Annotated in this window: 21 protein-coding genes and 3 pseudogenes; 14 read left to right on the forward strand and 10 right to left on the reverse strand. The window is 56.9% G+C overall.

Annotated elements, in window-relative coordinates:
• Window positions 1-16: 16 nt before the first annotated feature.
• From AC3RPL_RS17665 to AC3RPL_RS17710, 10 genes and pseudogenes are all read left to right on the forward strand, one after another.
• Window positions 17-1,348: pseudogene (locus AC3RPL_RS17665) on the forward strand (aldehyde dehydrogenase family protein); the annotation flags it as partial.
• 25 nt (window positions 1,349-1,373) lie between these two features.
• Complete coding sequence (locus AC3RPL_RS17670) at window positions 1,374-1,631, forward strand: EutN/CcmL family microcompartment protein (RefSeq protein WP_034933891.1); 258 nt, start codon at window positions 1,374-1,376, stop codon at window positions 1,629-1,631.
• A 13-nt stretch (window positions 1,632-1,644) separates the two neighbouring features.
• Complete coding sequence (locus AC3RPL_RS17675) at window positions 1,645-2,793, forward strand: 1-propanol dehydrogenase PduQ (RefSeq protein ID WP_490740998.1); 1,149 nt, start codon at window positions 1,645-1,647, stop codon at window positions 2,791-2,793.
• Between the two features lie 25 nt (window positions 2,794-2,818).
• Entirely contained in the window at window positions 2,819-6,208 is a 3,390-nt protein-coding gene (gene cutC, locus AC3RPL_RS17680) for a choline trimethylamine-lyase (RefSeq protein ID WP_490740999.1), read from the forward strand.
• Between the two features lie 130 nt (window positions 6,209-6,338).
• A pseudogene (cutD, locus tag AC3RPL_RS17685) lies at window positions 6,339-7,285 on the forward strand (choline TMA-lyase-activating enzyme).
• 12 nt (window positions 7,286-7,297) lie between these two features.
• A pseudogene (locus tag AC3RPL_RS17690) lies at window positions 7,298-7,633 on the forward strand (BMC domain-containing protein); the annotation flags it as partial.
• 179 nt (window positions 7,634-7,812) lie between these two features.
• Window positions 7,813-8,436, forward strand: coding sequence for a phosphate propanoyltransferase (locus AC3RPL_RS17695; protein WP_490741000.1), 624 nt, complete (start codon window positions 7,813-7,815; stop codon window positions 8,434-8,436).
• Between the two features lie 12 nt (window positions 8,437-8,448).
• Window positions 8,449-9,129 carry a hypothetical protein gene (locus AC3RPL_RS17700; RefSeq protein WP_490741001.1) on the forward strand — a complete coding sequence of 227 codons (681 nt, stop codon included), beginning with the start codon at window positions 8,449-8,451 and terminating at the stop codon, window positions 9,127-9,129.
• Between the two features lie 144 nt (window positions 9,130-9,273).
• Window positions 9,274-9,681 (forward strand): DMT family transporter, encoded by a 408-nt coding sequence (locus tag AC3RPL_RS17705; RefSeq protein WP_490741002.1) that lies wholly within the window; start codon window positions 9,274-9,276, stop codon window positions 9,679-9,681.
• A gap of 143 nt (window positions 9,682-9,824) precedes the next feature.
• Window positions 9,825-10,154, forward strand: coding sequence for a DMT family transporter (locus AC3RPL_RS17710; protein WP_490741003.1), 330 nt, complete (start codon window positions 9,825-9,827; stop codon window positions 10,152-10,154).
• A 129-nt stretch (window positions 10,155-10,283) separates the two neighbouring features.
• Here the strand turns inward: AC3RPL_RS17710 and uraH are convergent, their stop codons facing one another.
• From uraH to hpxU, 10 genes are all read right to left on the reverse strand, one after another.
• Entirely contained in the window at window positions 10,284-10,619 is a 336-nt protein-coding gene (gene uraH / locus AC3RPL_RS17715) for a hydroxyisourate hydrolase (protein ID WP_490741004.1), read from the reverse strand.
• A complete protein-coding gene (uraD, locus tag AC3RPL_RS17720) occupies window positions 10,616-11,110 on the reverse strand; it encodes a 2-oxo-4-hydroxy-4-carboxy-5-ureidoimidazoline decarboxylase (RefSeq protein ID WP_490741005.1) in 495 nt (164 codons plus the stop codon). The genes uraH and uraD overlap by 4 nt, the downstream gene beginning before the upstream one ends.
• A 62-nt stretch (window positions 11,111-11,172) precedes the next feature.
• Window positions 11,173-12,441, reverse strand: a complete 1,269-nt coding sequence (gene hpxK, locus AC3RPL_RS17725) for an allantoate amidohydrolase (protein WP_490741006.1) — start codon at window positions 12,439-12,441, stop codon at window positions 11,173-11,175.
• Complete coding sequence (locus AC3RPL_RS17730; protein WP_490741007.1) at window positions 12,441-13,679, reverse strand: pyridoxal-phosphate-dependent aminotransferase family protein; 1,239 nt, start codon at window positions 13,677-13,679, stop codon at window positions 12,441-12,443. Before AC3RPL_RS17730 ends, hpxK begins: the two co-directional genes overlap by 1 nt.
• A 152-nt stretch (window positions 13,680-13,831) precedes the next feature.
• Window positions 13,832-14,569: an amino acid ABC transporter ATP-binding protein gene (locus AC3RPL_RS17735; RefSeq protein WP_034933907.1), complete on the reverse strand. Its 738-nt coding sequence runs from the start codon at window positions 14,567-14,569 to the stop codon at window positions 13,832-13,834.
• Window positions 14,550-15,206, reverse strand: coding sequence for an amino acid ABC transporter permease (locus AC3RPL_RS17740; protein ID WP_490741008.1), 657 nt, complete (start codon window positions 15,204-15,206; stop codon window positions 14,550-14,552). The genes AC3RPL_RS17735 and AC3RPL_RS17740 overlap by 20 nt, the downstream gene beginning before the upstream one ends.
• Window positions 15,203-15,871 carry an amino acid ABC transporter permease gene (locus AC3RPL_RS17745; protein WP_490741009.1) on the reverse strand — a complete coding sequence of 223 codons (669 nt, stop codon included), beginning with the start codon at window positions 15,869-15,871 and terminating at the stop codon, window positions 15,203-15,205. Before AC3RPL_RS17745 ends, AC3RPL_RS17740 begins: the two co-directional genes overlap by 4 nt.
• A gap of 9 nt (window positions 15,872-15,880) precedes the next feature.
• Window positions 15,881-16,666, reverse strand: coding sequence for a transporter substrate-binding domain-containing protein (locus tag AC3RPL_RS17750; protein WP_034933913.1), 786 nt, complete (start codon window positions 16,664-16,666; stop codon window positions 15,881-15,883).
• 174 nt (window positions 16,667-16,840) lie between these two features.
• Window positions 16,841-16,975 carry a hypothetical protein gene (locus AC3RPL_RS17755; protein WP_490741010.1) on the reverse strand — a complete coding sequence of 45 codons (135 nt, stop codon included), beginning with the start codon at window positions 16,973-16,975 and terminating at the stop codon, window positions 16,841-16,843.
• Window positions 16,975-17,814, reverse strand: coding sequence for a MurR/RpiR family transcriptional regulator HpxU (gene hpxU / locus AC3RPL_RS17760; protein WP_490741011.1), 840 nt, complete (start codon window positions 17,812-17,814; stop codon window positions 16,975-16,977). Before hpxU ends, AC3RPL_RS17755 begins: the two co-directional genes overlap by 1 nt.
• A gap of 208 nt (window positions 17,815-18,022) precedes the next feature.
• On the opposite strand from hpxU, the gene AC3RPL_RS17765 reads away from it, so the two are divergent.
• Genes AC3RPL_RS17765 through hpxZ form a run of 4 tightly spaced genes read left to right on the forward strand, consistent with a single transcriptional unit; the run spans window position 18,023 to window position 21,590 of the window.
• Window positions 18,023-19,609 (forward strand): gamma-glutamyltransferase family protein, encoded by a 1,587-nt coding sequence (locus tag AC3RPL_RS17765; RefSeq protein WP_490741012.1) that lies wholly within the window; start codon window positions 18,023-18,025, stop codon window positions 19,607-19,609.
• A gap of 12 nt (window positions 19,610-19,621) precedes the next feature.
• Window positions 19,622-19,810, forward strand: a complete 189-nt coding sequence (gene hpxX / locus AC3RPL_RS17770; RefSeq protein ID WP_034933917.1) for an oxalurate catabolism protein HpxX — start codon at window positions 19,622-19,624, stop codon at window positions 19,808-19,810.
• The gene (locus AC3RPL_RS17775) at window positions 19,807-21,204 is read left to right on the forward strand and encodes an AtzE family amidohydrolase (protein WP_490741013.1); all 1,398 of its coding nucleotides are present in this window, start codon (window positions 19,807-19,809) and stop codon (window positions 21,202-21,204) included. Before hpxX ends, AC3RPL_RS17775 begins: the two co-directional genes overlap by 4 nt.
• 2 nt (window positions 21,205-21,206) lie before the next feature.
• Window positions 21,207-21,590, forward strand: coding sequence for an oxalurate catabolism protein HpxZ (gene hpxZ, locus AC3RPL_RS17780; protein WP_490741014.1), 384 nt, complete (start codon window positions 21,207-21,209; stop codon window positions 21,588-21,590).
• The last annotated feature ends 22 nt before the right edge of the window (window positions 21,591-21,612 follow it).

Genomic DNA, 21,612 nt, shown 5'->3' on the forward strand with positions numbered 1-21,612 from the left:
GAAAGCATTAAAACCAGAAATGAAAATCGTCGGCATCATTCATGACGATCAGGTTAATAAAGTGATGGACGTGGGCGTACCTCTTGGCGTGATTTGCGCGCTGGTTCCCTCCACTAATCCGACCTCAACGGTGATTTATAAAACCCTGATCGCGTTGAAATCCGGCAACGCCATCATCTTCTCTCCTCATCCCGGAGCCCGTCAGTGTAGCTGGAAAGCCATTGACATCGTTAAGCGCGCCGCCGAAGCAGCGGGCGCGCCCGCAGGCTGCGTCGACGCCATTACCGAACTGACGGTGGAAGCGACCTCAGAATTAATGCACAGCAAAGACGTCTCATTAATCCTTGCCACCGGCGGTGAGGGGATGGTGCGCGCAGCCTATGCTTCTGGCACCCCGACCATCAGCGGCGGCCCCGGCAACGGCCCGGCGTTTATTGAGCGCAGCGCCGATATTCCGCAAGCGGTAAAAGATATCCTCACCAGTAAAACATTCGATAACGGGGTGATCTGCGCGTCTGAGCAGTCGATTATTATCGTGGAACGCTGTATCAGCGAGGAAGTACGGCGTGAGCTGGCCGCTCAGGGCGCATACTTTATGAACGAAAGTGAGGCAGCCAGTCTGGCGGCATTACTGTTGCGGGCAAACGGCAGCATCAACCCTGACGTCGTGGGTAAAACCGCCCTTACCCTGAGCCAGATGGCAGGATTTACCGTTCCCACCACCACCCGCGTTCTGATCGCTGAGCAAAGCGATGTCTCCCGTCGCAACCCTTATTCACGAGAAAAACTCTGCCCGGTGCTAGGCCTGTATGTGGCAGAAGACTGGAAAACTGCCTGCCAGAGAGCCATGGCGCTGCTGACCAATGAGGGGCTTGGCCATACGCTGGTGATCCACACCCGCAATGAAGAGGTTGTGCGCCAGTTTGCTCTCGAAAAACCGGTTAACCGCATTCTGGTTAACACGCCTGCCGCACTGGGCGGCATCGGGGCAACCACCAATATTTCGCCTGCTCTGACCCTGGGTTGTGGGGCCGTTGGCGGCGGTTCCAGCTCTGATAACGTTGGACCGATGAATCTGCTCAATATTCGCAAAGTGGGTTATGGCGTTCGCACTATTGATGAACTGCGAGTGCCGGGCAGCCGTTCGCCAACGCCGTCCGGCCTCTCCGTCAGCCCGGAAAATAATCCCCATCACAGCATCCTTGATGACGTTCGCTTCAACACCCCGACCAGCTCGGCGGCTGACAATCGCTTCGGCCAGGCTGTCCCTGCCACAGCAGAAGCGGAGATCAGTGAACAGCATGTCGAACAGGTTATCCGTCAGGTGCTGAAACGCCTGGGTCAATAACGCAGGCAGATAAGGCGATATAACGATGATTCTCGCAAAGGTAACCGGACATGTTGTCGCCACGCAGAAATGCGCTGAGCTACGCGGCAGCAACCTGCTGCTGATCACCCAACTAGATGACGATCAGCAGTTGAGAAAAAACAAAACCTGGGTGGCTGTCGACTGCGTTGGCGCGGGAATAAACGACATTGTGCTGGCGGAAGCTTATTTCGCCCTGAACAAAGACCGCTACAAGGCAATGTCGGTGGTGGCCATTGTCGAGAATGTGTGTCGGGATCGCTAAGGAGAGGTGTTCGATGAATGAATTTTTGCTGAAACCCGGCATTCGTTTTGGTCAGGGTGCGCTCGCTGCGCTCGGTGAGTTGACTGCAACTCAGGCTCTGTTGGTCACGGACCAGGCGATGGTCAGGTTTGGCCTTGCAGCGCGGGTCACCCGCATCCTGAATCAACGCGGCATCCCTTTTACCCTGTGGGATGACGTTATCCCCGATCCGGATATTGCCACCGTGGTACGTGGGATGAAACTGATGGATGCCCACTATCCGGATCTGGTTATCGCACTGGGCGGCGGCTCGGTGATTGATGCGGCCAAAGCCGTGATTTTTTCCCTCGCCCAGACCCAACCTGAAGCAGGGCGGCAACGTCCCTGCCTCGTAGCAATTCCCACCACCAGCGGCACAGGGTCTGAAGTGACCGCCTTCTCGGTGGTAAAAGCTCACGCCGAAAAACTGGTACTGGTCGATCCCTCACTGCTGCCGGATATCGCCATTCTCGATCCGGAACTGGTGTGCTCAGTACCGCCTGCCATCACCGCCGACACCGGTATGGATGTCCTTTGCCATGCACTGGAAGCCTTCGTTTCCCGCCACGCCAGTGATTTTTCTGATGCGTTGGCAGAAAAGGTCGTACAGCAGGTCTTTCGCTATCTGCCAACGTGCTGGCGCAGTGGCGACAACCTGCTGGCGAGGGAAAAAATGCATAACGCCTCCTGTATGGCTGGCATGGCTTTCACCAATGCTTCTCTGGGCATCACTCACAGCCTGGCACATGCCCTCGGTGGGGTATTTCGGGTGCCGCACGGTCGGGCGAATGCGCTACTGATGGCAGAGGTGGTCGCCTGGAACGCCGACTATCAGGGAAATTGTGATACCCCCGCCGCCCATAAATATGCCCGACTGGCCCATCTGCTGGATCTGCCAGCAGCGACGGTACGCCAGGGCGTCAACAGCCTGCTTGCCGCCATCCGGGCATTAAAAGCAGAGATGACACTGCCAGAAGGCATCAGGGAGACCGGCATCGATGCAGCTGATTTCGAGCACCGGCTGGCGGAGATGGTCAGCCAGGCGCTGGATGACAGCTGCACACCGGCCAATCCCAGAACACCGGATGCCCAGGCATTAAGCGCACTTTACCGCCGGGCATGGGCCGGTACGGTCATTTCGTAAAGGTTTAAAACTGGAGACATTTACCATGGCACACCACAGCTTAACACCGCGCGTCAGGGTGCTGGCAGAGCGTTTACTCTCACAAAAAAGCACCCTGTGCAGCGAGCACGCCAGTACCCTCAACCAACTGGAAAGCGATATCGCCGGTATTCCGACGGCGGTTAAACCGGCCCGTCGCTTCTGCGACCTGATGCGCCAACTGCCTGTCAGCATCCACACGGATGAACTGATTGTCGGTAATCAGAGCAGGAAACTGCACGGCGCAATCTTTCATGATGACAGTACGCTTCAGCGCCCTTCCGTCTTCCGCTTTCTGAGCCTTAACGACTCTCCTGACTCACCGGACTATATGCTGGTGATTGGCAAAGGGATAAATGCCGTCAAACGGCAACTGGAAGAGCGGATCCGCACGCTGGGCAGCGCCGTCAGCCGCAGCGGAATGGACGAAGTTAACGCCTGCCGCTCGGCCGTTTACGCCTGCGATGGCCTGCTGAACCTCGCGCAAAAACTGGCCGTCAGTGCCGAAACGCTTGCCGCCGCCGAAGCCAATCACTGGCGTCGCGCCGAGCTGCTCGACAGTGCCGCGATTCTGAATCGGGTTCCGGCGTTACCGGCACAGACCTTTAAAGAAGCCTGCCAGGCATTTTACCTGTTCCAACTGGCGCTGCATCTGGACAACGGCAGCTATGCGGTCAATCCGGAAGGTGCCGATAAAGCCCTGTTGCCTTTCTATCAGCAGGATATCAGTAACGGCACGATAACCGAGCAGCAGGCCTTTGAAATCGTCGAATGCCTGTGGTTTAAGCTGGCAGAGCTGAGCGAAGTGCGTGCACCCTGTGCCGTTGATGGCTACCCGATGTTCGATGCTCTGATTCAGGGTGCCACGCTCGATGATGCCAGCGTAGCGGTTAATCCTCTGTCAGCACTGTTTCTCAGCGCACACCACAATTTAAATCAGCTTAATCTACAGGTACGGCTGTATCACGGCAGTCAGGCCGCCCCGGCACCGGTTGCCAGCACTGACAGCATCAAGGTGATGGAAGGGTTGACCTCTCGCGTACAACGCCTGCGCAACGCCTATTTGCAGGTGCGTCCCAGCGTCTCGATTTATCGGGCGCTGGCTTTTACCGAGGTGGTGAAAGCTAACCCCGGCATGCCGGTGATTCTGCTACGCGCCAAAGCCTTCCGTCGCGCCTGCGAAACCGCGCCGATATTGATTCAGGATGATGAACTGATTGTCGGCCATCCCTGCGGTAAGCCGCGTGCCGGGGCATTCTCACCGGATATTGCCTGGCGTTGGGTACGCGACGAACTGGATACCATGAGCAGCCGCCCACAGGATCCTTTTGAGATCAGCGAAGAGGACAAAAAAACCATACGTGAAGAGATCGTGCCCTTCTGGGAAGGCCGTTCGCTGGATGAAATCTGCGAGGCGCAGTATCGGGAAGCCGGTGTCTGGGCGTTCAGTGGGGAGACCTTCGTCAGCGATCTCTCCTATCATCAAATCAATGGCGGCGGTGATACCTGTCCGGGCTATGACGTCCTGCTGTTTACCAAAGGTATGAACGGCATTATGGCCGATGCCCGCTCACGGCTTGCGCAGTTGAGCATGGAAAACCCGGACGAGATTGACCGCATTTACTTCTACAAAGCAGCCATTGAAACCTGCGAAGGGGTGATCGCTTACGCTCAGCGCATCGCCGCCCACGCCCGTGAGCTGGCAGCCCGTGAGCAGGATCCGCAACGCCGCGCCGAACTGTTAACCATTGCTGAGGTCAACCAGAACGTTCCGGCCAATCCTCCCCGCACATTCCAGGAAGCGCTGCAAAGTATCTGGACCGTGGAATCCCTGTTTGAAGTGGAAGAGAACCAGACTGGTCTGTCGCTGGGTCGCGTCGATCAATACTGTTATCCGCTGTTTGCAGCGGATATTCGTGAAGGACGGCTGACTCATGACGGCGCGCTGGAAATGATGCAGGCGTTTATTATCAAATGTGCCGAGCTGATGTGGATGTCCAGTGAGATGGGGGCGAAATATTTCGCCGGCTATCAACCATTTATCAATCTGACCGTTGGCGGTCAAAAACGCACTGGCGGCGATGCCTGCAATGACCTGACTTATCTGATTATGGATGCGGTGCGCTTTGTCAAAGTGTACCAACCTTCGCTGGCCTGCCGGATCCACAACCAGTCGCCCCTTGAGTACATGGAAAAAATTGTTGATGTGGTGAAGGCGGGTATGGGCTTCCCGGCCTGCCATTTCGATGATTCCCATATCAAGATGATGCTGCGTAAAGGCTTTGATTTTGAAGATGCCCGCGACTACTGCCTGATGGGCTGCGTCGAACCGCAGAAATCGGGGCGCATCTATCAGTGGACCTCCACGGGTTATACCCAGTGGCCGATTGCCATTGAGTTTGTCCTTAACCGTGGCCGGATGGTGCTGTTTGACAGTCAGCAGGGGCTGGATACCGGCGACCTGCGTGATTTTCATACCTTTGCTGATTTTGAAGCGGCGGTGAAAAAGCAGATATCCCATATCATTCGCCTGTCAGCGATTGGCACGGTGATCAGTCAGCGTGTGCATCGTGATATCGCGCCGAAACCGCTGATGTCTCTGTTAGTGGAAGGCTGTATGGAAAGCGGCCGGGATGTCACCGCTGGCGGAGCCATGATTAATCACGGTCCGGGACTGATCTTCTCCGGTCTGGCGACCTATGTTGATTCGCTCATCGCTCTGCGCAAGCTGGTCTGGGAAGAGAAAAAATATACCCTGGAACAGATCCGCGATGCCCTGCTGGCTAACTTTGAAGGCTACGATGCACTGCGCCGTGACTGCCTGAATGCGCCGAAATACGGTAACGATGATGATGACGTCGATCAGTATGCGCTGGAGATCACTGAGTGGACGGAAAAAGAGTGCCGTCAGTACAGGATGCTCTATTCCACCCTCAGCCACGGCACGCTGTCTATTTCCAACAATACGCCAATTGGCGAGCTGACCAACGCCACGCCGAACGGGCGTCTGGCATGGATGCCGCTGTCTGACGGTATCAGCCCGACCCAGGGAGCAGATAAACAGGGTCCCACCGCCATCATCAAGTCGGTAAGCAAGATGAACGTGGAGAGCATGAATATCGGCATGGTGCATAACTTCAAATTTCTTAAGGGGCTACTGGACACGCAGGAAGGTCGCCAGGGACTGATTACCTTACTGCGCACCGCGTCTGTGCTGGGTAATGGTCAGATGCAGTTCAGCTACGTCGATAACGAAGTATTGAAAAAAGCCCAGCAGGAACCGGAAAAATACCGGGATCTGATTGTCCGTGTCGCCGGATACAGTGCCTATTTTGTTGAGCTGTGCAAGGAAGTTCAGGATGAAATTATCAGTCGCACCATGATTGATAAATTCTGATATTTGCCATCTGTTTCGGGTTGCAGAAATAAATGCCCCCAGTTTTTCATCGAATAAAGGTGAAAACCCTTACCCTTCTGCAACCTGAAAACAGGCTGAGAGCATGTCAGGCATTATTCAGGAGAGTAACGTGAACGTGACTCAGGAATTAACGGGCAGGATTTTTAATATCCAGAAATATTCTATTTATGATGGTGAAGGGATCCGCACACTGATTTTTTTAAAGGCTGTAATATCCGCTGCCCGTGGTGTGCCAATCCGGAAGGATTAATCAGCCAGTTTCAGGTGATGTTTTCACAGGATAAATGCATCAACTGCGGAGACTGCGTTAACGTTTGTCCGACGGGTATTCATTATCGGGCGGAAGAAAATGGTGAAATGAAACATTTCGTCAATCGGAATAAAGATTGTTCTGGTTGTCGCCGCTGTGAAGAAATATGTACCCGTCATGCGCTGGATATTATCGGTAAAGACGTCAGCGTCGGTGAACTGATGGATATCATTATGCAGGACTATGATTTTTATCTCTCTTCCGGCGGTGGCGTCACCATCGGAGGAGGAGAGATGAGCCTCCAGACGGACTTTGCCGTCGCTTTATTCAGTGAATGTAAAAAAAAGATGATCAATACTGCGGTGGAAACCCAGGGAACCACCTCGCTGGCTAATTATCAGAAGCTGGCACCGGTCACCGATACATTTCTTTTCGATATTAAGCAAATTAACAGCGAGTATCATAAAGCCTTATTTGGCATCAGTAATGAAGGTATTTGTCGCAATCTGGAGTGGCTGGTGGATTGTGGCGCTAAGGTCATTGTACGTATGCCGTTGGTTCGTGGCTATAACGATTCATGGGATGCCATTACCGGTGCCATTCATTATGTGCAGAAACTGGCGAAACGCGGAAATATCAGTCGCATTGATATTTTACCGTACCACCAGCTTGGCCGGAAAAAATATGAACGTCTGGATATGCCTTATCCGGTAACGGGCGACCCTTCTTACAGCCCTCAGGAACTGAATAAATTAGAAACCTTTTTCGCCCAGTTTGATTTTGATATTCGCTTAGTTCGCCATTAACAGGAGCCGGTGATGAAAAGTTTAGGGATAATTGAAACCACGGGATTTATCGCCGCTGTTCAGGCGGTGGATGCTGCCTGTAAAGCCGCTGGCGTAACCTGCACAGGCTATCGCAAAGTCGGATCGGGGCTGGTGAGTGTCTGTTTCGAAGGGGAAATCAGCGCGGTAAAAACCGCCGTTGAGCGCGGCGTAGCCGCCAGCCATCAGCCTGTCAGCTCGCTAATTATCGCCCGTCCCGACAGTAAGGTGGTTCAGGCCATCGGGCAGTTGAAAGGATCGCCCGCGCCCACGCAAACCCGGTGCGCCACGCCGCCCAATCCCGCCACACCGAAGGTAGCTGAGCCTGCCAGGACGACGACAGCATCCCCAACCGCCGATGCAGCCGATGCAGCCGACCAGTTTAAAGTCGCCGGGATTGACCAGCCCGCAGAAAACAGCGGCAGCACCGCCCCTCAGTTCCCCTCTGCTCAGCCTGCCGTGCTGAATAAACCGGCAAATAACACCAACAGCAAAAAAGGGAGAAAGGCATGATCGACGATCTGCTACGGGAGAGGATCGCCACCCGGCTGTGCGCGGACGCACCAGCCATCCCGGTGGGCATCTCCAACCGCCACGTCCACCTGGCACAACAGGATGTTGAAACCCTGTTCGGCAAAGACCACAGCCTGACGTCGTTAAAAGCGCTGCGGCAACCCGGACAGTTTGCCGCTCAGGAGTGCGTGACCGTGGTAGGTCCGAAAGGCTCACTGTGCAACGTGCGCGTTCTTGGCCCGACCCGGCCGATTTCCCAGCTGGAGATTTCCCGCGCCGACTGTTTCACCCTCGGTATTCAGGCACCGGTTCGTGAGTCAGGCCAGCTTGATCACTCAGGCAGCGCGCTGCTGATTGGCCCCAAAGGGCATGTTGAACTGCGGTCACAGGTCATCTGCGCCTGGCGGCACATTCATATGTCGCCACAGGATGCACAGCATCTGCACGTCAGCAACGGGCAGCAGGTCAGCGTGCGAACACAGAGTGCTGAACGCCAGCTGACCTTCGATCAGGTAATCGTGCGGGTACGCGATGATTTTTTACTGGAGTTTCACATCGACACCGAAGAGGCCAATGCCGCTGGACTGAAAAATGGCGATCGGGTCATGCTGGCAGGTTAACGGAGTGACATCATGACTGAGGAACAGATTGAATGCCTGGCAACACGCATTATCCAGCGATTGCAGCCACCGCTACTGGTGATGGTCACCGCAGCTGAAGGTTACCGACAGGAGATTTGCCAGCGGCTGGCAGGCTGTGTATTGCCGCTGCATTTTGCCCTCGACGACGCCATTCCGGACGCCGCACGGTGGCAGGCAATCGGTCATGTTCTGCCCGCTGAGCACTGGCAACAACGCTTGCCTGACGCGCCTTACCGGGCGCTGGTGCTGCCGTTTGCTGACTATCCACTGGCTGCCGAGCTGGTCAACGGGAATTTGCAAAGTCCGGTGGCGAAGCGACTGTATGATGCCCTGCTTGCAGGCATTCCGGTGCTGGCGTTGCGCTACCACTGCGATCCCGACAGTGAACTGAACCAGCTACGCGGGGTGATGCCGGATTCTCCCTGGGCGAGAAAAATGCGCGAGACACTCTCCAGACTGGCCGAATGTGGCGTGCAGCTGTGCACCATTAACCAGCTGCTGGCGAAAGCTGACCTCCGGACCCAGGCCACGCCCGTGCTCAGCCCTTCGCGCCGTTATCTGACCGTCAGCGACGTGGTCAGTAACCCGGCACAGGTATCTGCCAGCGATAACCGGCTTACCGATGCCGCCAGTGATTACCTGAAAAATCAAAAAAATATTTACCCAAAATAATTCGCGTTGCAGGAAAGCGGCCAGCGAGTAAATCCCCAGCAGCTGACTCAGGTAAGTGACCGGGGTGCACTCGTGCAGCCAATGTATCTGCAACCTGAAGTATGTCGGGGATAACTTTAATCATTAATGTCAGGGAGTTTGACTATGTCTTCAAAAACAAAATGTTGGCTGTGGATGCTGCTGGTAATTATTTCAGAAACCTCTGCCACCTCAACCCTTAAGATGTTTGGCAACAGCACAGGCACCACCCGCTTCCTGCTGCTGGCGCTGCTGATCCTTCTTTACTGCACCTGCTACTACTCACTGTCCCGTGCGGTGAAGGATATCCCGGTCGGTCTGGCTTATGCCACCTGGTCCGGCACCGGCATTCTGGTGGTTTCTTCACTGGGGATTGCGTTCTACGACCAGCACCCGGATACCGCCGCCATCACAGGTATGGCGGTGATTGCCAGCGGCATCATCATCATGAATCTGTTCTCTAAAATGGGCAACGAGGAGAACACGGAAGAGAGCAGCAAATCCACCCCATCGCCGAGTGCAGCGGATAAATAAACGACCCGGTCTGTCCTGACAGGCGTTGCGAGCGGCAGGACAGCACACAGCAACCTCAGCGTGCAGCCAGAATACAGGAACCTGAGCACGGCTCAGCGCCTGACTGGCCCGGCACAAGCCGTAACTAAAAAAAGGATAGTTCTATGTTTAATATTGGATTTTTATGGCTGGCGCTTTCAATTACCTCAGAAATTACTGGCACCTCGATGATTAAAAAGACCAGTGGATTCAGTAAGCTGGCTCCCTCCCTGCTGGTGGTCTGTGCCTATTCGCTCTGTTATTTTGCCCTGACCAGAGCAATGGCAACCATTCCGGTGGGGGTGGCTTACTCACTGTGGTGTGGCTTTGGTATCGTCGGCGTCACCCTTTGCTCGATGATCCTTTACAAACAAAAACCGGATCTTCCCGCGATAATCGCGATGGCGCTGATCATCTCAGGCGGGGTGAGCATGAATCTGTTCTCCGGCATGTGAACCGCTGGCTGGTGGAGCCAGGCTTTTACAAATACAACTCCACCCGGTGATTCGCTGTCAGCGAAGCTGTGCTGGTGCCGACAAAGGTTCGGCCAGTGAGCAGACGGCGTTGTCAGCAAAGATGGAAAATCAGCTCCCCCGGTAGGTGGACCATGACCAGGGGGAGATGAGAAATGGCAGGTGATAGTGGCTGGCGGTTTCCGGCAACCTGAAGTCTATCTGCGCGCTGACATACAGCGCATCGCGCCCGCTGGCGGCAAAATAGTCGCCGATGTCAGCAATCAGCCGGTACTGACCGGCGGTCAGCGGCTCCGGCGTCAGATTTTTGACGCGGCCATCGTCATCCGTACATCCGGATGCAACCGCTGACCAGCCCTGACCGCCCTTTTGCTCCAGCACAAGATGAACGCCACTGGCCGGTTTGCCCAGCGCGGTATCAAGAATATGGGTGGTGATGGTACTCATTCAAACGTCTCCTTCAGACGCAGCAGGGTGATTTCGCGCAGTTGATCCAGCGCCTCCTGCTGTTCCTGCTGTGGGTCATTGTTCAGACGGCGGTGTAGCTCGGCCAGCATCTCCTCTCCACTGCGTCCTCTGGCACGAATTAAAAATACCCGTCCGAAACGCTGTTCATAAGCGGTATTTCCTGCCCGCAGCGCCTCTTTAAGCTGTTGATCTTGCGCATTAACCCCGGCCTGTTCCCCGCCTGACAGCTGCGCTTCTTTACCGCCGCCCTGCGCCCGCTCACCAATGCGCGGATGAGCCGACAACGCCAGCTCAAGCGCCCGTTCATCCCACAGCCGTGACAGCGCATCCCCTTGTTGCAGTAACGCTGCCGTTGAGGAATAGGGCCGCCCGGCCACCAGCGCGTTCACCCAGTCGTTCAGTGCCACACAGTGGGCGATCAGCGCGGCGGCATCCGCCCCCTGTGCCTGATTAAAGTATTGCAGCTTCATCTGTTTCTCCCTCAGCCTTTTCACTGCACAGGTTGCATGCGTTGTGTCTGCGAAAAATAAACTTACCCTGCCCAGCTGGTCGCCACATTTTGTACCGCCTGCGCATAAGCACGGATAGCACTGGCAACGTCATCCTCCCGCACCGATTCTGCCGGGTGGTGGCTGATGCCGCGATCGCAGCGTACAAACAACATGCCCACCGGCCAGCGCCCGGCGATGGCAATCGCATCATGCCCCGCGCCGCTGGGTAGCGACAGGCTGCGGCCCTGTACCTCACCGACCACCGCGCTCAGCACCGACTGCAATTTATCATCACAACGGGTTGCCGGGATCTGATAATACTCTTCGGCGCTGAACGTCAGACCACGCCGCAATGCAATCGCCTCTGCCTGAGTTAACAGCGCCGACAGCAGTTCAGCCAGCGGACGGTCTTCCGGCCCACGCACATCCAGCGTCAGCGCTACCTCACCGGGAATGACATTCACCGCGCCCGGCAGACACTGTAGCGTGCCAACGGTCGCCACCAGCTGCGGCCCGTGTTGCGTCGTGGTCTGTTCGGTAAACACCATCCATTCGGCGGCGGCGGCCAGCGCATCCTTACGGTGGCTCATTGGCACGGTGCCCGCGTGCCCGGCCTCACCGCTGAAGCGACAGTTCAGACGGCGTGCCCCGTTAATGGCGGTCACCACTCCTAACGGCAGGTTTTCCTGCTCCAGGCAGGGGCCCTGTTCAATATGCAGTTCAAGATAGGCGACAATTTCGCTGGCCTCCCGCGCCGCCTGCTGAATCTTCGCCGCATCCAGACCGACATCGGCCATCGCTTCCGCCACGGTAATACTGTTGCCATCCGGGTGGTTTACCCAGCTTTCCGGCCAGCTGCCGGTGATACCCCGACTGCCGAGCAGTGTGATACCAAAGCGGGTGCCCTCTTCATCACCAAAACCAACGATTTCCACCGCCAGCGGCAGCCGTTTACCCTCATCGTGCAACTGCTGCACGGTTTCAATCGCGGTCAGCACCCCCAGCATGCCATCATAGCGCCCGGCGTTGCGCACCGTATCCAGATGCGAACCCAACAGCAGCGCGGGTGCCCCTGCCGCAACACCTTCATAACGACCGCAAATATTACCGACTGCATCCTGCCAGACGCGCATCCCCGCCGCCACCATCCACTCCCCCACCAGCGCGTTAGCGCGCAGATGCTCAGCAGAGAGATAAACGCGGGTAAGTTGCCCCGGCGTTTCGCTGATTTCAGCCAGCTGGTCGCAGCGATCCATCACCCTGGCGGCAGCCTGCGCCGCCTGTGCCGCGCTCATCAGGCCATTTCTCATCAGCCGTTCCCCTGTGCATAGTGATCCCAGGCAGCCTGCATCGCCGCGCCCTGGGTGGTTTTGAAACCCTGATAATTCAGCACTGACTCCAGCGCGCTCAGCGTCTGCATCACGCAGTCTTTGCGAGCGTTGTAGCCCATGGTGCCAATACGCCAGACTTTGCCGTGCAGCGGACCAAATGACGTGCCGATCTCAATGCCGAAATCGTCCAGCATCAGTTTACGTACGGCATCGCCATTGATGCCCTCAGGGATCATCACCCCCAGCACGTTGTTCATTTTGTGTTGCAGGTCGCCGAAGGTGTCTAATCCCATCCCCTGAATGCCTTTCAGCATCGCGTCACCGTGCAGTTTGTGACGGGCAATACCGTTCTCCAGTCCTTCCTCCAGGATCAGACGCGCAGATTCCCGTGCGCCGAACAGGGCTGAGGTCGCTTCGGTGTGGTGATTCAGACGCTCCGGTCCCCAGTAGTCCATGATCATCCCAAGGTCGAAATAATTGGACCAGATCATCTCGTCATCACCATCCTGGTGTGCCGCAGTACGGATCCCCTCTTCCACGCATTTGCGCTTGCGGATCGCCGCTTCCATCTCCGGGCTGAGCGTAATCGGTGAAGTACCGGAGGGACCGCCAAGGCATTTCTGCATCCCGGCGGAAACGGCATCCAGCCCCCAGGCATCGACTTCCAGCGGATTACCGGCCAGTGACGCAGTGGCATCGCTGTAAAAAAGCACTCCGTACTTTTTGCAGATTGCGCCCAACTCTTCCAGCGGTTGCAGCATGGTGGTTGAGGTGTCACCCTGCACCGTCAACAGCAGGCGCGGGCGAACCGCTTTGATCGCATCTTCAATGCGATCCGGGCTAAAGACTTCGCCCCACGGCACCTCGATAGTGTGTACTTCAGCGCGACAACGGCGGGCAATCTCACACAGCAAATGACCAAAACGGCCAAACACCGGCACCAGCACTTTGTCGCCAGGACGAATGGCCGACAGCAGGATCGCTTCAATACCCGCGCGTGAGGTGCCATCAATCAGCAGCGTCCAGCGGTTTTTGGTGCGGAACACGCCACGGTAGAGTTCCATCACTTCATTCATGTAATGGGTCATCGCCGGATCGTACTGCCCGATTAGCTGTGCGGACATGGCACGCAGGACTCGCGGATCGGCATTGATCGGTCCCGGTCCCATCAGCAGACGCTGTGGCGGGTTAATCTGAGGGTATGTTGTTAAATCCATCTGTTTTGTCCTTTACCTGGCACCTGTTCCGGTAAGCAGTATTGCTGGCAACCCGCCAGCCGACCGCAGGGAACAGGGAAGATGATGAGCGCTGCCGGGCCGGACGGGTAACGACCCAGCTGGCGGGGCAGGCTCCTGATAATCTGATGCGCTCAGCCGAGACCGCGCACCGACGAGATAAACTGTTTCAGCTCCGGGGTTTGCGGGCTGGCGAACACCGTTTTACTGTCGCCCTGTTCCCACACCCGCCCCTGGTGCATAAACACCACGCGGTCGCCCACTTCACGGGCGAAATTCATTTCATGGGTAACCAGGATCAGCGTCATGCCTTCTTTCGCCAGCTGCTCCAGCACTTTCAGCACTTCGCCAACCAGCTCCGGATCGAGCGCCGAGGTGATCTCATCACATAGCAACACCTTCGGAGACATCGCCAGCGCCCTGGCAATCGCCACGCGCTGCTGCTGACCGCCGGAAAGGCTGGAGGGGTAGTAGTCAATTCGCTCGCCCAGCCCGACCTTTTCCAGCATCTGTTTTGCCAGCGCACGGCATTCTGCTTCTTTCTTTTTCAGCACCCGCCGTGGTGCCAGCATGACGTTTTCCAGCGCGGTCATATGGGGGAACAGGTTGAAGTTCTGGAACACCATACCCACAGAGCGGCTGATTTCACGCGCCTGGGAATCGCGGTCGGTAATGGTCATACCGCCCAGTTTGATGCTGCCTTCCTGGTAACCCTCTAGACCGTTGATGCAGCGCAGCAGAGTACTTTTGCCAGAACCGCTGCGGCCAATGATCGAGATCACTTCACCCATATCAATATCCAGATCCACGCCCTTCAGTACGTGGTTGTCACCGTAGTATTTCTGCACCTGATTAATGGTGATGAGCGGCATTGAATTTCTTCTCCAGGTACTGGCTGTAGCGGGACAGCGGATAACAGATCAGGAAGTAGCCCAGCGCCACCAGCCCGAAAACTTTAAAAGGTTGATAAGTGACGTTATTGAGAATGGTGCCCGCCTTGGTCAGCTCGACAAAGCCGATAATCGACGCCAGCGCGGTGCCTTTCACCACCTGCACCGCAAAACCCACCGTCGGTGCGATGGCAATACGCAACGCCTGTGGCAGCACCATGCGCCACAGGGTCTGACCAAAATTCAGCCCCAGGCAACGGCAGGCTTCCCACTGCCCTTTCGGCAGGGCTTTAACGCTGCCGAACCAGATGTCCACCAGAAACGCACTGGTGTAAAACGTCAGCGCCAGCGACGCGGCGGTCCACGGAGAAACATCAATGCCAAACAGCGCCACGCCAAAAAAGGCCAGGAACAGCTGCATCAGCAGGGGCGTTCCCTGAAACAGTTCGATGTAACCCCGGATCAGCCGGTTCGGCCAGCGACGCCGGGTAAGCCGGACCATCACCAGCGGCATCGCCACCAGGGTACCGCCAAAGAAAGCGGCCAGCGACAGCAACAGCGTCCAGCGTGCGGCCAGCAGCAGATTGCGCAGGATGTCCCAGTCGGTAAAGGTCGTCATGCTGCCGCGCCTCCTAACCATTTGCGTCCGGCTGCCAGCAGCAGTTGCCGCATCACCACCGACAACGCGAGGTAGATAAAGGTGGTTACCAGATAAACTTCAAAGCTTAAAAAGGTGCGTGACTTGATCAGGTTGGCGGCAAAGGTCAGTTCTTCATAGGAGACCTGCGAAACCACCGATGAGCCAAGCATCACAATAATGCACTGGCTGACCAGCGCCGGATAAATACGTTGCAGCGAGGGGGGCAACACCACGCGCAGAAACGTCTGGCTGCGGGTCAGGCCAAGCACGCGCCCGGCTTCCCACTGGCCTTTTGGCGTCACCTGAATCCCGGCGCGGATGATCTCGGTGCTGTACGCACCGAGGTTAATCAACATCGCTAACAGCGCTGCTTCACCCGCGGTCAGTTTGAGTCCCAGGTTGGGCAGGCCAAACACAATAAAGAACAGCTGCACCACAAAGGGCGTGTTGCGGATCAGCTCAACGTAGCAGCCCCACAGACGCCCCGCCAGCGAAGGTCGGCCGCTGCGCAGGGCCGCACCCAGAATCCCCAACGACACACCGCCGAGGGTAGCCAGCACGGTCAGCTGAATGGTCACCCACAGCCCGGCCAGTAACTCCGGCCAGTACGGCCAGAGTGCAGGAAAGTTGAGTTGTCCGGTCATCAGCTCTCCTTACGCGCCGAGATCGGCCGGTAATGGCGCTTTCAACCACTGTTCGGACAGGCCATTCAGCGTTTTATCTTTGATGGCCTGCTCAATCAGTGCATCCACTTTCGCTTTCAGCGCGGGTTCATCTTTGCGCAGACCAATAAAGCACGGGGAATCCTTCAGCATAAATTTGGCAACAGGCGCTTTATCCGCGTTCTGGCGGGAGATAGCCGCCACCACCAGGTTACCGGTAGCGACATACTGCACCTGGCCGGAGAGGTACGCAGACAGGGTGGTGTTATTGTCTTCATAACGTTTCACCTCAGCATCTTTCGGCGCAACGCTGGTCAGCACCATATCTTCCACTGCGCCACGCGTCACGCCAATGGATTTGCCACTCAGGGCGGCGGCATCTTTCAGTTGGGCATCTTTTGGACCAAACACACCAAGGAAGAACGGTGCATAGGCGCGGCTGAAGGCGATGACTTTCTCACGCTCCGGGTTTTTACCCAGGCTGGAAATCACCAGATCCACTTTGTCAGTTTGCAGGTAGGGGACGCGGTTAGCACTGGTGACCGGCACCAGCTGCAACTTAAGTTTCATCTGTTTCGCCAGGTACTTCGCCATGTCAATGTCGTAGCCCTGCGGTTGGAGATCCGTTCCGACAGAGCCAAAAGGTGGAAAGTCCTGCGGCACGGCGATACGAATAACCCCACGCTTTTCAATATCCTGTAGCTGATCCGCTACCGCATGTGTCACCTGAGTTAACATCAGCGCTGCACCCACTACTGCCAGTAATACTTTTTTCATTCTGTTTTCCCCGGTTAAGCGATCATGAAACAAAAGATTCTTGATAAAGCCATTTGCAACTAATGTGCCAGCCACGAATACGCACCACAAAATAGTTCTGGCCGTATTACCGAGGAAAGGTGACGGTATCAGGGATAATGAGAAAACAGACAAAAAACCAGATGTTTAGCTGTTTTACAGCAGACTGACGGCAACGCAACCGATTGCAGTGAGGTTTTCACCACGGCGGAAATTCCACGCCATGCTGAAGCCAGAGAGGGTTATTTTTTTTGCACCAAAACAAAGCAAAGCACCAAAACGGCGCCCCATCAGCGCTGTTCCAGCTCATCAAGGTGCTGGTACAGCTCGGCTATCTGATGAATGCGCTGACGTCCCACGCTGAGCAGTTCATGCAACAGCGCATTAGCCAGCAGATTGATCAGGCTGTTAGCGGCGGCATAGCTGTCAAAGGCAGACACGCTGTCCAGCGGAGCGCAAAGCTGCCAGCGGGTCAGGGCAATCAGTGCCTGGGCTTGCGGTTCGCAAATCACCAGCGTCGGAATGGCACGGCTGTGCAGCTGCTGCAATAGCGGTTTGATAATGCGTGGACGGCGGCGATAGGCCATCACCACCACCATATCTTCGGGAGTCATATCCACCAGCTCTTCTGACAGCGTCTGACCGGGCTGCGGCAGCAGCACTACCCCGCCACGGGCCTGAAGCAACTGCTGACGTAAGTGCAGCGCCAGCGGCCAGGAGTTGCGCATGCCGATGATAAATATACGCCGACACCCCGCCATCTGCTGCACCACTTCACCAAACTGTCCGGCATCCAGACTGTTTACCCACTGGGTGAGATTAGCCATTTCCTGCTTGTAGTGCCGCGCCAGCAGCGTATTACCCTGCACCGCATCCCGGTTATCTGTCAGCGGCATGCCGCTCTGGCGCAGGGTACGTAACTCGTCGCGCATGTCTTTGTATTTTTCATAGCCAAGGCGCTTGAACAGACGGCTCACCGTGGCCTTGGATACGTTGCTGAGCCTCGCCAGCTCTGCGCTGTTGTAGCTGATCAAATCGTCGAAGTGGTCGAAAACAAAGTCTGCCACCCGCTGCTCCTGGGGCGAGAGTTGTGGATAGTGGCTTTTCAGACGTTCATCAAGCTGCTTCATGGCGTATGACCTTTGTAACTTTCGTGTCAGGGAACATAGCCTATACAAATACCGTGCCTGCTGAAAAAATTATTTCATTCCCCGCTGCCGACAGAGAACAGCGTTGCCCGCTGGCCGCGATTATTTATCGCCCATTTGCCCGGCCAGCGGCAAACTGGAACAGCTCTTGCTTCTGACTATGTTCTGTCACCCAAAAAATGAGAATGTAATGATCCAGAGTAATATCGCCCCGCTTGGCATGGCCGTGACGCCTCATCATCTGGCCAGTGAGAGTGCGGTGGCCGTGCTGCGTGAAGGCGGGAATGCGATTGAAGCAATGGTCGCCGCTGCTGCCACTGTCGCGGTGGTTTATCCGCATATGAACGGGCTGGGTGGCGATGGTTTCTGGCTGATTGTGCCGCCTCAGGGTGAGCCGATTGCCATCGATGCCAGCGGTGCGGCGGGTTCGCTGGCCAATATCGCTTTTTATCAGGGCGCAGCCGCTATCCCCCACCGCGGCCCACAGGCGGCGCTGACCGTCGCCGGCACCGTCAGCGGCTGGGCGGAAGCTTTAACGATATCGCAGGAATGGGGCAGTCCTTCCCTGCCGGTTTCACGCCTGCTGGCTGATGCCATTCGTTACGCCGCAGACGGCATTCCGGTCACCCGGTCGCAGGCCGATGCCACCCGCGCCAAGTATGCTGAGCTGGCCAGCCAGCCTGGTTTTGCCGACACCTTTTTACCGGATGGCGAACTGCCGGTTGCCGGCAGCCGTTTCACCCAGCCGCAGCTGGCTCACACCCTCAGTATCCTCAGCGAAGAAGGTCTGGACAGCTTCTACCGTGGCACCGTGGCCGACAAGCTGGCAAAAGAGATGTCCCTGCTGGGTATGCCGATAACCCTTGAGGATCTTCATCAGCATCAGGCGCAGCGCCGTACGCCGCTGCGCATCCGCCATCAGTATGGTGAAATTTTCAACCTGACGCCCCCGACCCAGGGCCTGGTATCGCTGGCAATACTGGGGATGACCGACGCGTTGCAGATGGCAGAAGCCGACGAAGTCCAGACGATTCACCGCATTGTTGAGGCCACCAAACTGGCCTTTGGCCTGCGCGATCGCTACATCACCGATCCACGCCATATGTCGGAACAGATGCAGTCGTTGTTAAATTCCGGCCTGCTGGCCGATCTGGCGGCCGGAATCGACGATCAACGAGCTGCCCCGTGGGGAAGCGGCAAAGGTCCTGGTGATACGGTGTGGATGGGGGTGATGGACAGCAGCGGGCTGGCGGTGTCATTTATTCAAAGCATCTATCACGAATTTGGCAGCGGGGTGGTGATCCCGGATACCGGCATCACCTGGCAGAATCGCGGCGCGGCCTTCAGCCTCGATCCCCGGCATCTGCTGGCGCTGGCACCGGGCAGGCAGCCGTTCCATACCCTCAACCCCGCCGCCGCACGGCTGCACGATGGCCGTACTCTGGTCTACGGTTCAATGGGCGGCGACGGCCAGCCGCAAACCCAGGCCGCCATTTTTATCCGCCATGTGGTGCTGGGGATGCCGTTGCAACAAAGCATCAGCGCACCGCGCTGGCTGCTTGGTCGCACCTGGGGGCAATCTTCCGAGTCGCTAAAACTGGAAGGTCGTTTCTCAGCCGACGTCTTTCAACAGCTGCGCGCGCTGGGTCATGAGGTTGAGGCACTGCCTGACTTCAGTGAAGCCGTCGGTCATGACGGTGCCATTGTCCGACACACTAACGGTATGCTGGAAGGCGCTGCCGACCCTCGTAGTAACGGCAGTGCCAGCGGTTTTTAACAGGAGAGAAAAATGATGCAACGTTCGCCCGACTGGGCAAGCTATCTGGCACAAATGGAGCAGGTGCTTGACGTTCCGCTGGACGATCAACGTCGTGCAGAGCTGTTGATCCAGTTCAGCCGTATTGCGGCGATGGCCGACCCGCTGATGGCTTTCCCCCTTGATGACCGGCTGGAAGTGGCAGGGGTATATAAAGCATGAATCTTGCCTCTTTTACCATTGCCGGGCTGAAGCACGCGCTGGTTTCCGGCGAATTAAGTGCGCGGGAGATAGCACAGCAGACGCTGGCAGAGATTGAACAGCACAATCCGGCGATTAACGCCTGGACGCATATCAGTCAGCAACGCATGTTGCAGGAAGCGGATAGCGTCGATTATCTGCGCAAAACCGGGCAGCCGCTGCCCGCGCTGGCCGCTATCCCTTATGCGGTCAAAAATCTTTTTGACGTCGCCGGACATCCGACGCTGGCCGGGGCCAGTCTGTTTCAGGATCGCCAGGCGGCGCACGAAGACAGTTTTGCCGTTCAGCAACTGACGCAGGCCGGTGCGCTGCTCAGCGGGATGCTGAATATGGATGCCTACGCTTACGGTTTCACCACTGAAAACAGTCACTATGGTGCCACCCGCAATCCACGCGATCTCACCAGGGTTGCCGGGGGATCGTCCGGTGGCTCCGCCGCCGCCGTGGCCGCCGGTCTGGTGCACTTCTCGCTTGGCAGCGATACCAACGGTTCGATTCGTGTACCTGCCTCTTTGTGCGGGATTTTCGGCCTGAAACCGACCTTCGGTCGCCTGTCGCGCAGCGGCAGTCATCCCTTTGTCGCCAGCCTCGATCATATCGGGCCATTTGCCCGCTCGGTGAATGACCTCGCGCTGGTGTATGACGCGCTCCAGGGAGCCGATCCCAGCGACAGTTTCCAGGCAGAAAAAGACCTGCAACCCGTCGCTTCGACGCTGGAGCAGGGGCTCGACGGATTACGGTGTGGCGTGCTGGGTGGCTATTTCCACAGCTGGTGTACGGAGGATGCCCGCGCGGCGGTGGCAACCGTCGCTAAAGCGCTGAAGGCAGAAGATGAGGTGACCCTGCCAGAGGCTGAGCTGGCACGCAGCGCTGCTTTTATCATCACCGCCGCAGAAGGCGGCAACCACTATCTGCCCGCGCTGCGTCACAGCCCGGAACGCTTCGAGCCTTTTTCGCGTGAGCGTTTGCTCGCCGGAGCAATGGTGCCCTCCGCGTGGTATGTCCAGGCGCAGCGTTTTCGTCACTATTTCCGCCAGCAGGTACTGCCGCTGTTTGAGCAGTTCGACGTGCTGATTGCCCCGGCCACGCCGTCGAGTGCCACCACTATCGGCCAGCAAACCATGCACATCAATGGTACAGATTTGCCAATCCGCGCCAGCATGGGGATGCTGACTCAGCCGATCTCTTTCCTGGGGCTGGCGGTCACCACCGTGCCGCTTCTGACCGCCAGCGGCCTGCCGATTGGCCTGCAACTGATTGCGGCCCCCTTTCAGGAAAATGCCTGTCTGCGTGCGGCATGGGCCCTGGAACAGATGGGTATCGTCGCGGCCCTGCCTGCTAATCTGAGAACATGATGATGAAAACTGAACATATTGATCGTCCGGCCATCCTCGCTGAAGTCACCGCTGCTTTCTGGCGCTATGAAGAGGCGCTGATCGGTAATAACACCGCCGTGCTGGACGAGCTGTTCTGGCATGATGAGCGCACCGTCCGGCTGGGTGCCGGGGAAAATCTTTACGGGATTGCTCAGATCCGCGACTTTCGCAACGCCCGATCGCCGCAGGGACTGGACCGTCAGCTACGCAACACGGTGATCACCACCTTCGGCGATGATTATGCGGTGTGCAGTACTGAGTTCACTCGTGAAGGCAGCGACAGAATCGGTCGCCAGCAGCAGACCTGGGTGAAATTACCCTGTGGCTGGCGGATCGTCGCGGCACAGGTCAGTCTGATGAGCTGAACGTTTGCCACCACCGGGCTGA

This window comes from Erwinia papayae, from assembly GCF_058241465.1.

Coding starts and splice junctions, on each gene's coding strand:
- AC3RPL_RS17670 (WP_034933891.1), top strand. CDS start 1,374: ATGATTCTCGCAAAGGTAACCGGACATGTTGTCGCCACGCAGAAATGC.
- AC3RPL_RS17675 (WP_490740998.1), top strand. CDS start 1,645: ATGAATGAATTTTTGCTGAAACCCGGCATTCGTTTTGGTCAGGGTGCG.
- cutC (WP_490740999.1), top strand. CDS start 2,819: ATGGCACACCACAGCTTAACACCGCGCGTCAGGGTGCTGGCAGAGCGT.
- AC3RPL_RS17695 (WP_490741000.1), top strand. CDS start 7,813: ATGATCGACGATCTGCTACGGGAGAGGATCGCCACCCGGCTGTGCGCG.
- AC3RPL_RS17700 (WP_490741001.1), top strand. CDS start 8,449: ATGACTGAGGAACAGATTGAATGCCTGGCAACACGCATTATCCAGCGA.
- AC3RPL_RS17705 (WP_490741002.1), top strand. CDS start 9,274: ATGTCTTCAAAAACAAAATGTTGGCTGTGGATGCTGCTGGTAATTATT.
- AC3RPL_RS17710 (WP_490741003.1), top strand. CDS start 9,825: ATGTTTAATATTGGATTTTTATGGCTGGCGCTTTCAATTACCTCAGAA.
- uraH (WP_490741004.1), bottom strand. CDS start 10,619: ATGAGTACCATCACCACCCATATTCTTGATACCGCGCTGGGCAAACCG.
- uraD (WP_490741005.1), bottom strand. CDS start 11,110: ATGAAGCTGCAATACTTTAATCAGGCACAGGGGGCGGATGCCGCCGCG.
- hpxK (WP_490741006.1), bottom strand. CDS start 12,441: ATGAGAAATGGCCTGATGAGCGCGGCACAGGCGGCGCAGGCTGCCGCC.
- AC3RPL_RS17730 (WP_490741007.1), bottom strand. CDS start 13,679: ATGGATTTAACAACATACCCTCAGATTAACCCGCCACAGCGTCTGCTG.
- AC3RPL_RS17735 (WP_034933907.1), bottom strand. CDS start 14,569: ATGCCGCTCATCACCATTAATCAGGTGCAGAAATACTACGGTGACAAC.
- AC3RPL_RS17740 (WP_490741008.1), bottom strand. CDS start 15,206: ATGACGACCTTTACCGACTGGGACATCCTGCGCAATCTGCTGCTGGCC.
- AC3RPL_RS17745 (WP_490741009.1), bottom strand. CDS start 15,871: ATGACCGGACAACTCAACTTTCCTGCACTCTGGCCGTACTGGCCGGAG.
- AC3RPL_RS17750 (WP_034933913.1), bottom strand. CDS start 16,666: ATGAAAAAAGTATTACTGGCAGTAGTGGGTGCAGCGCTGATGTTAACT.
- AC3RPL_RS17755 (WP_490741010.1), bottom strand. CDS start 16,975: ATGGGGCGCCGTTTTGGTGCTTTGCTTTGTTTTGGTGCAAAAAAAATA.
- hpxU (WP_490741011.1), bottom strand. CDS start 17,814: ATGAAGCAGCTTGATGAACGTCTGAAAAGCCACTATCCACAACTCTCG.
- AC3RPL_RS17765 (WP_490741012.1), top strand. CDS start 18,023: ATGATCCAGAGTAATATCGCCCCGCTTGGCATGGCCGTGACGCCTCAT.
- hpxX (WP_034933917.1), top strand. CDS start 19,622: ATGATGCAACGTTCGCCCGACTGGGCAAGCTATCTGGCACAAATGGAG.
- AC3RPL_RS17775 (WP_490741013.1), top strand. CDS start 19,807: ATGAATCTTGCCTCTTTTACCATTGCCGGGCTGAAGCACGCGCTGGTT.
- hpxZ (WP_490741014.1), top strand. CDS start 21,207: ATGAAAACTGAACATATTGATCGTCCGGCCATCCTCGCTGAAGTCACC.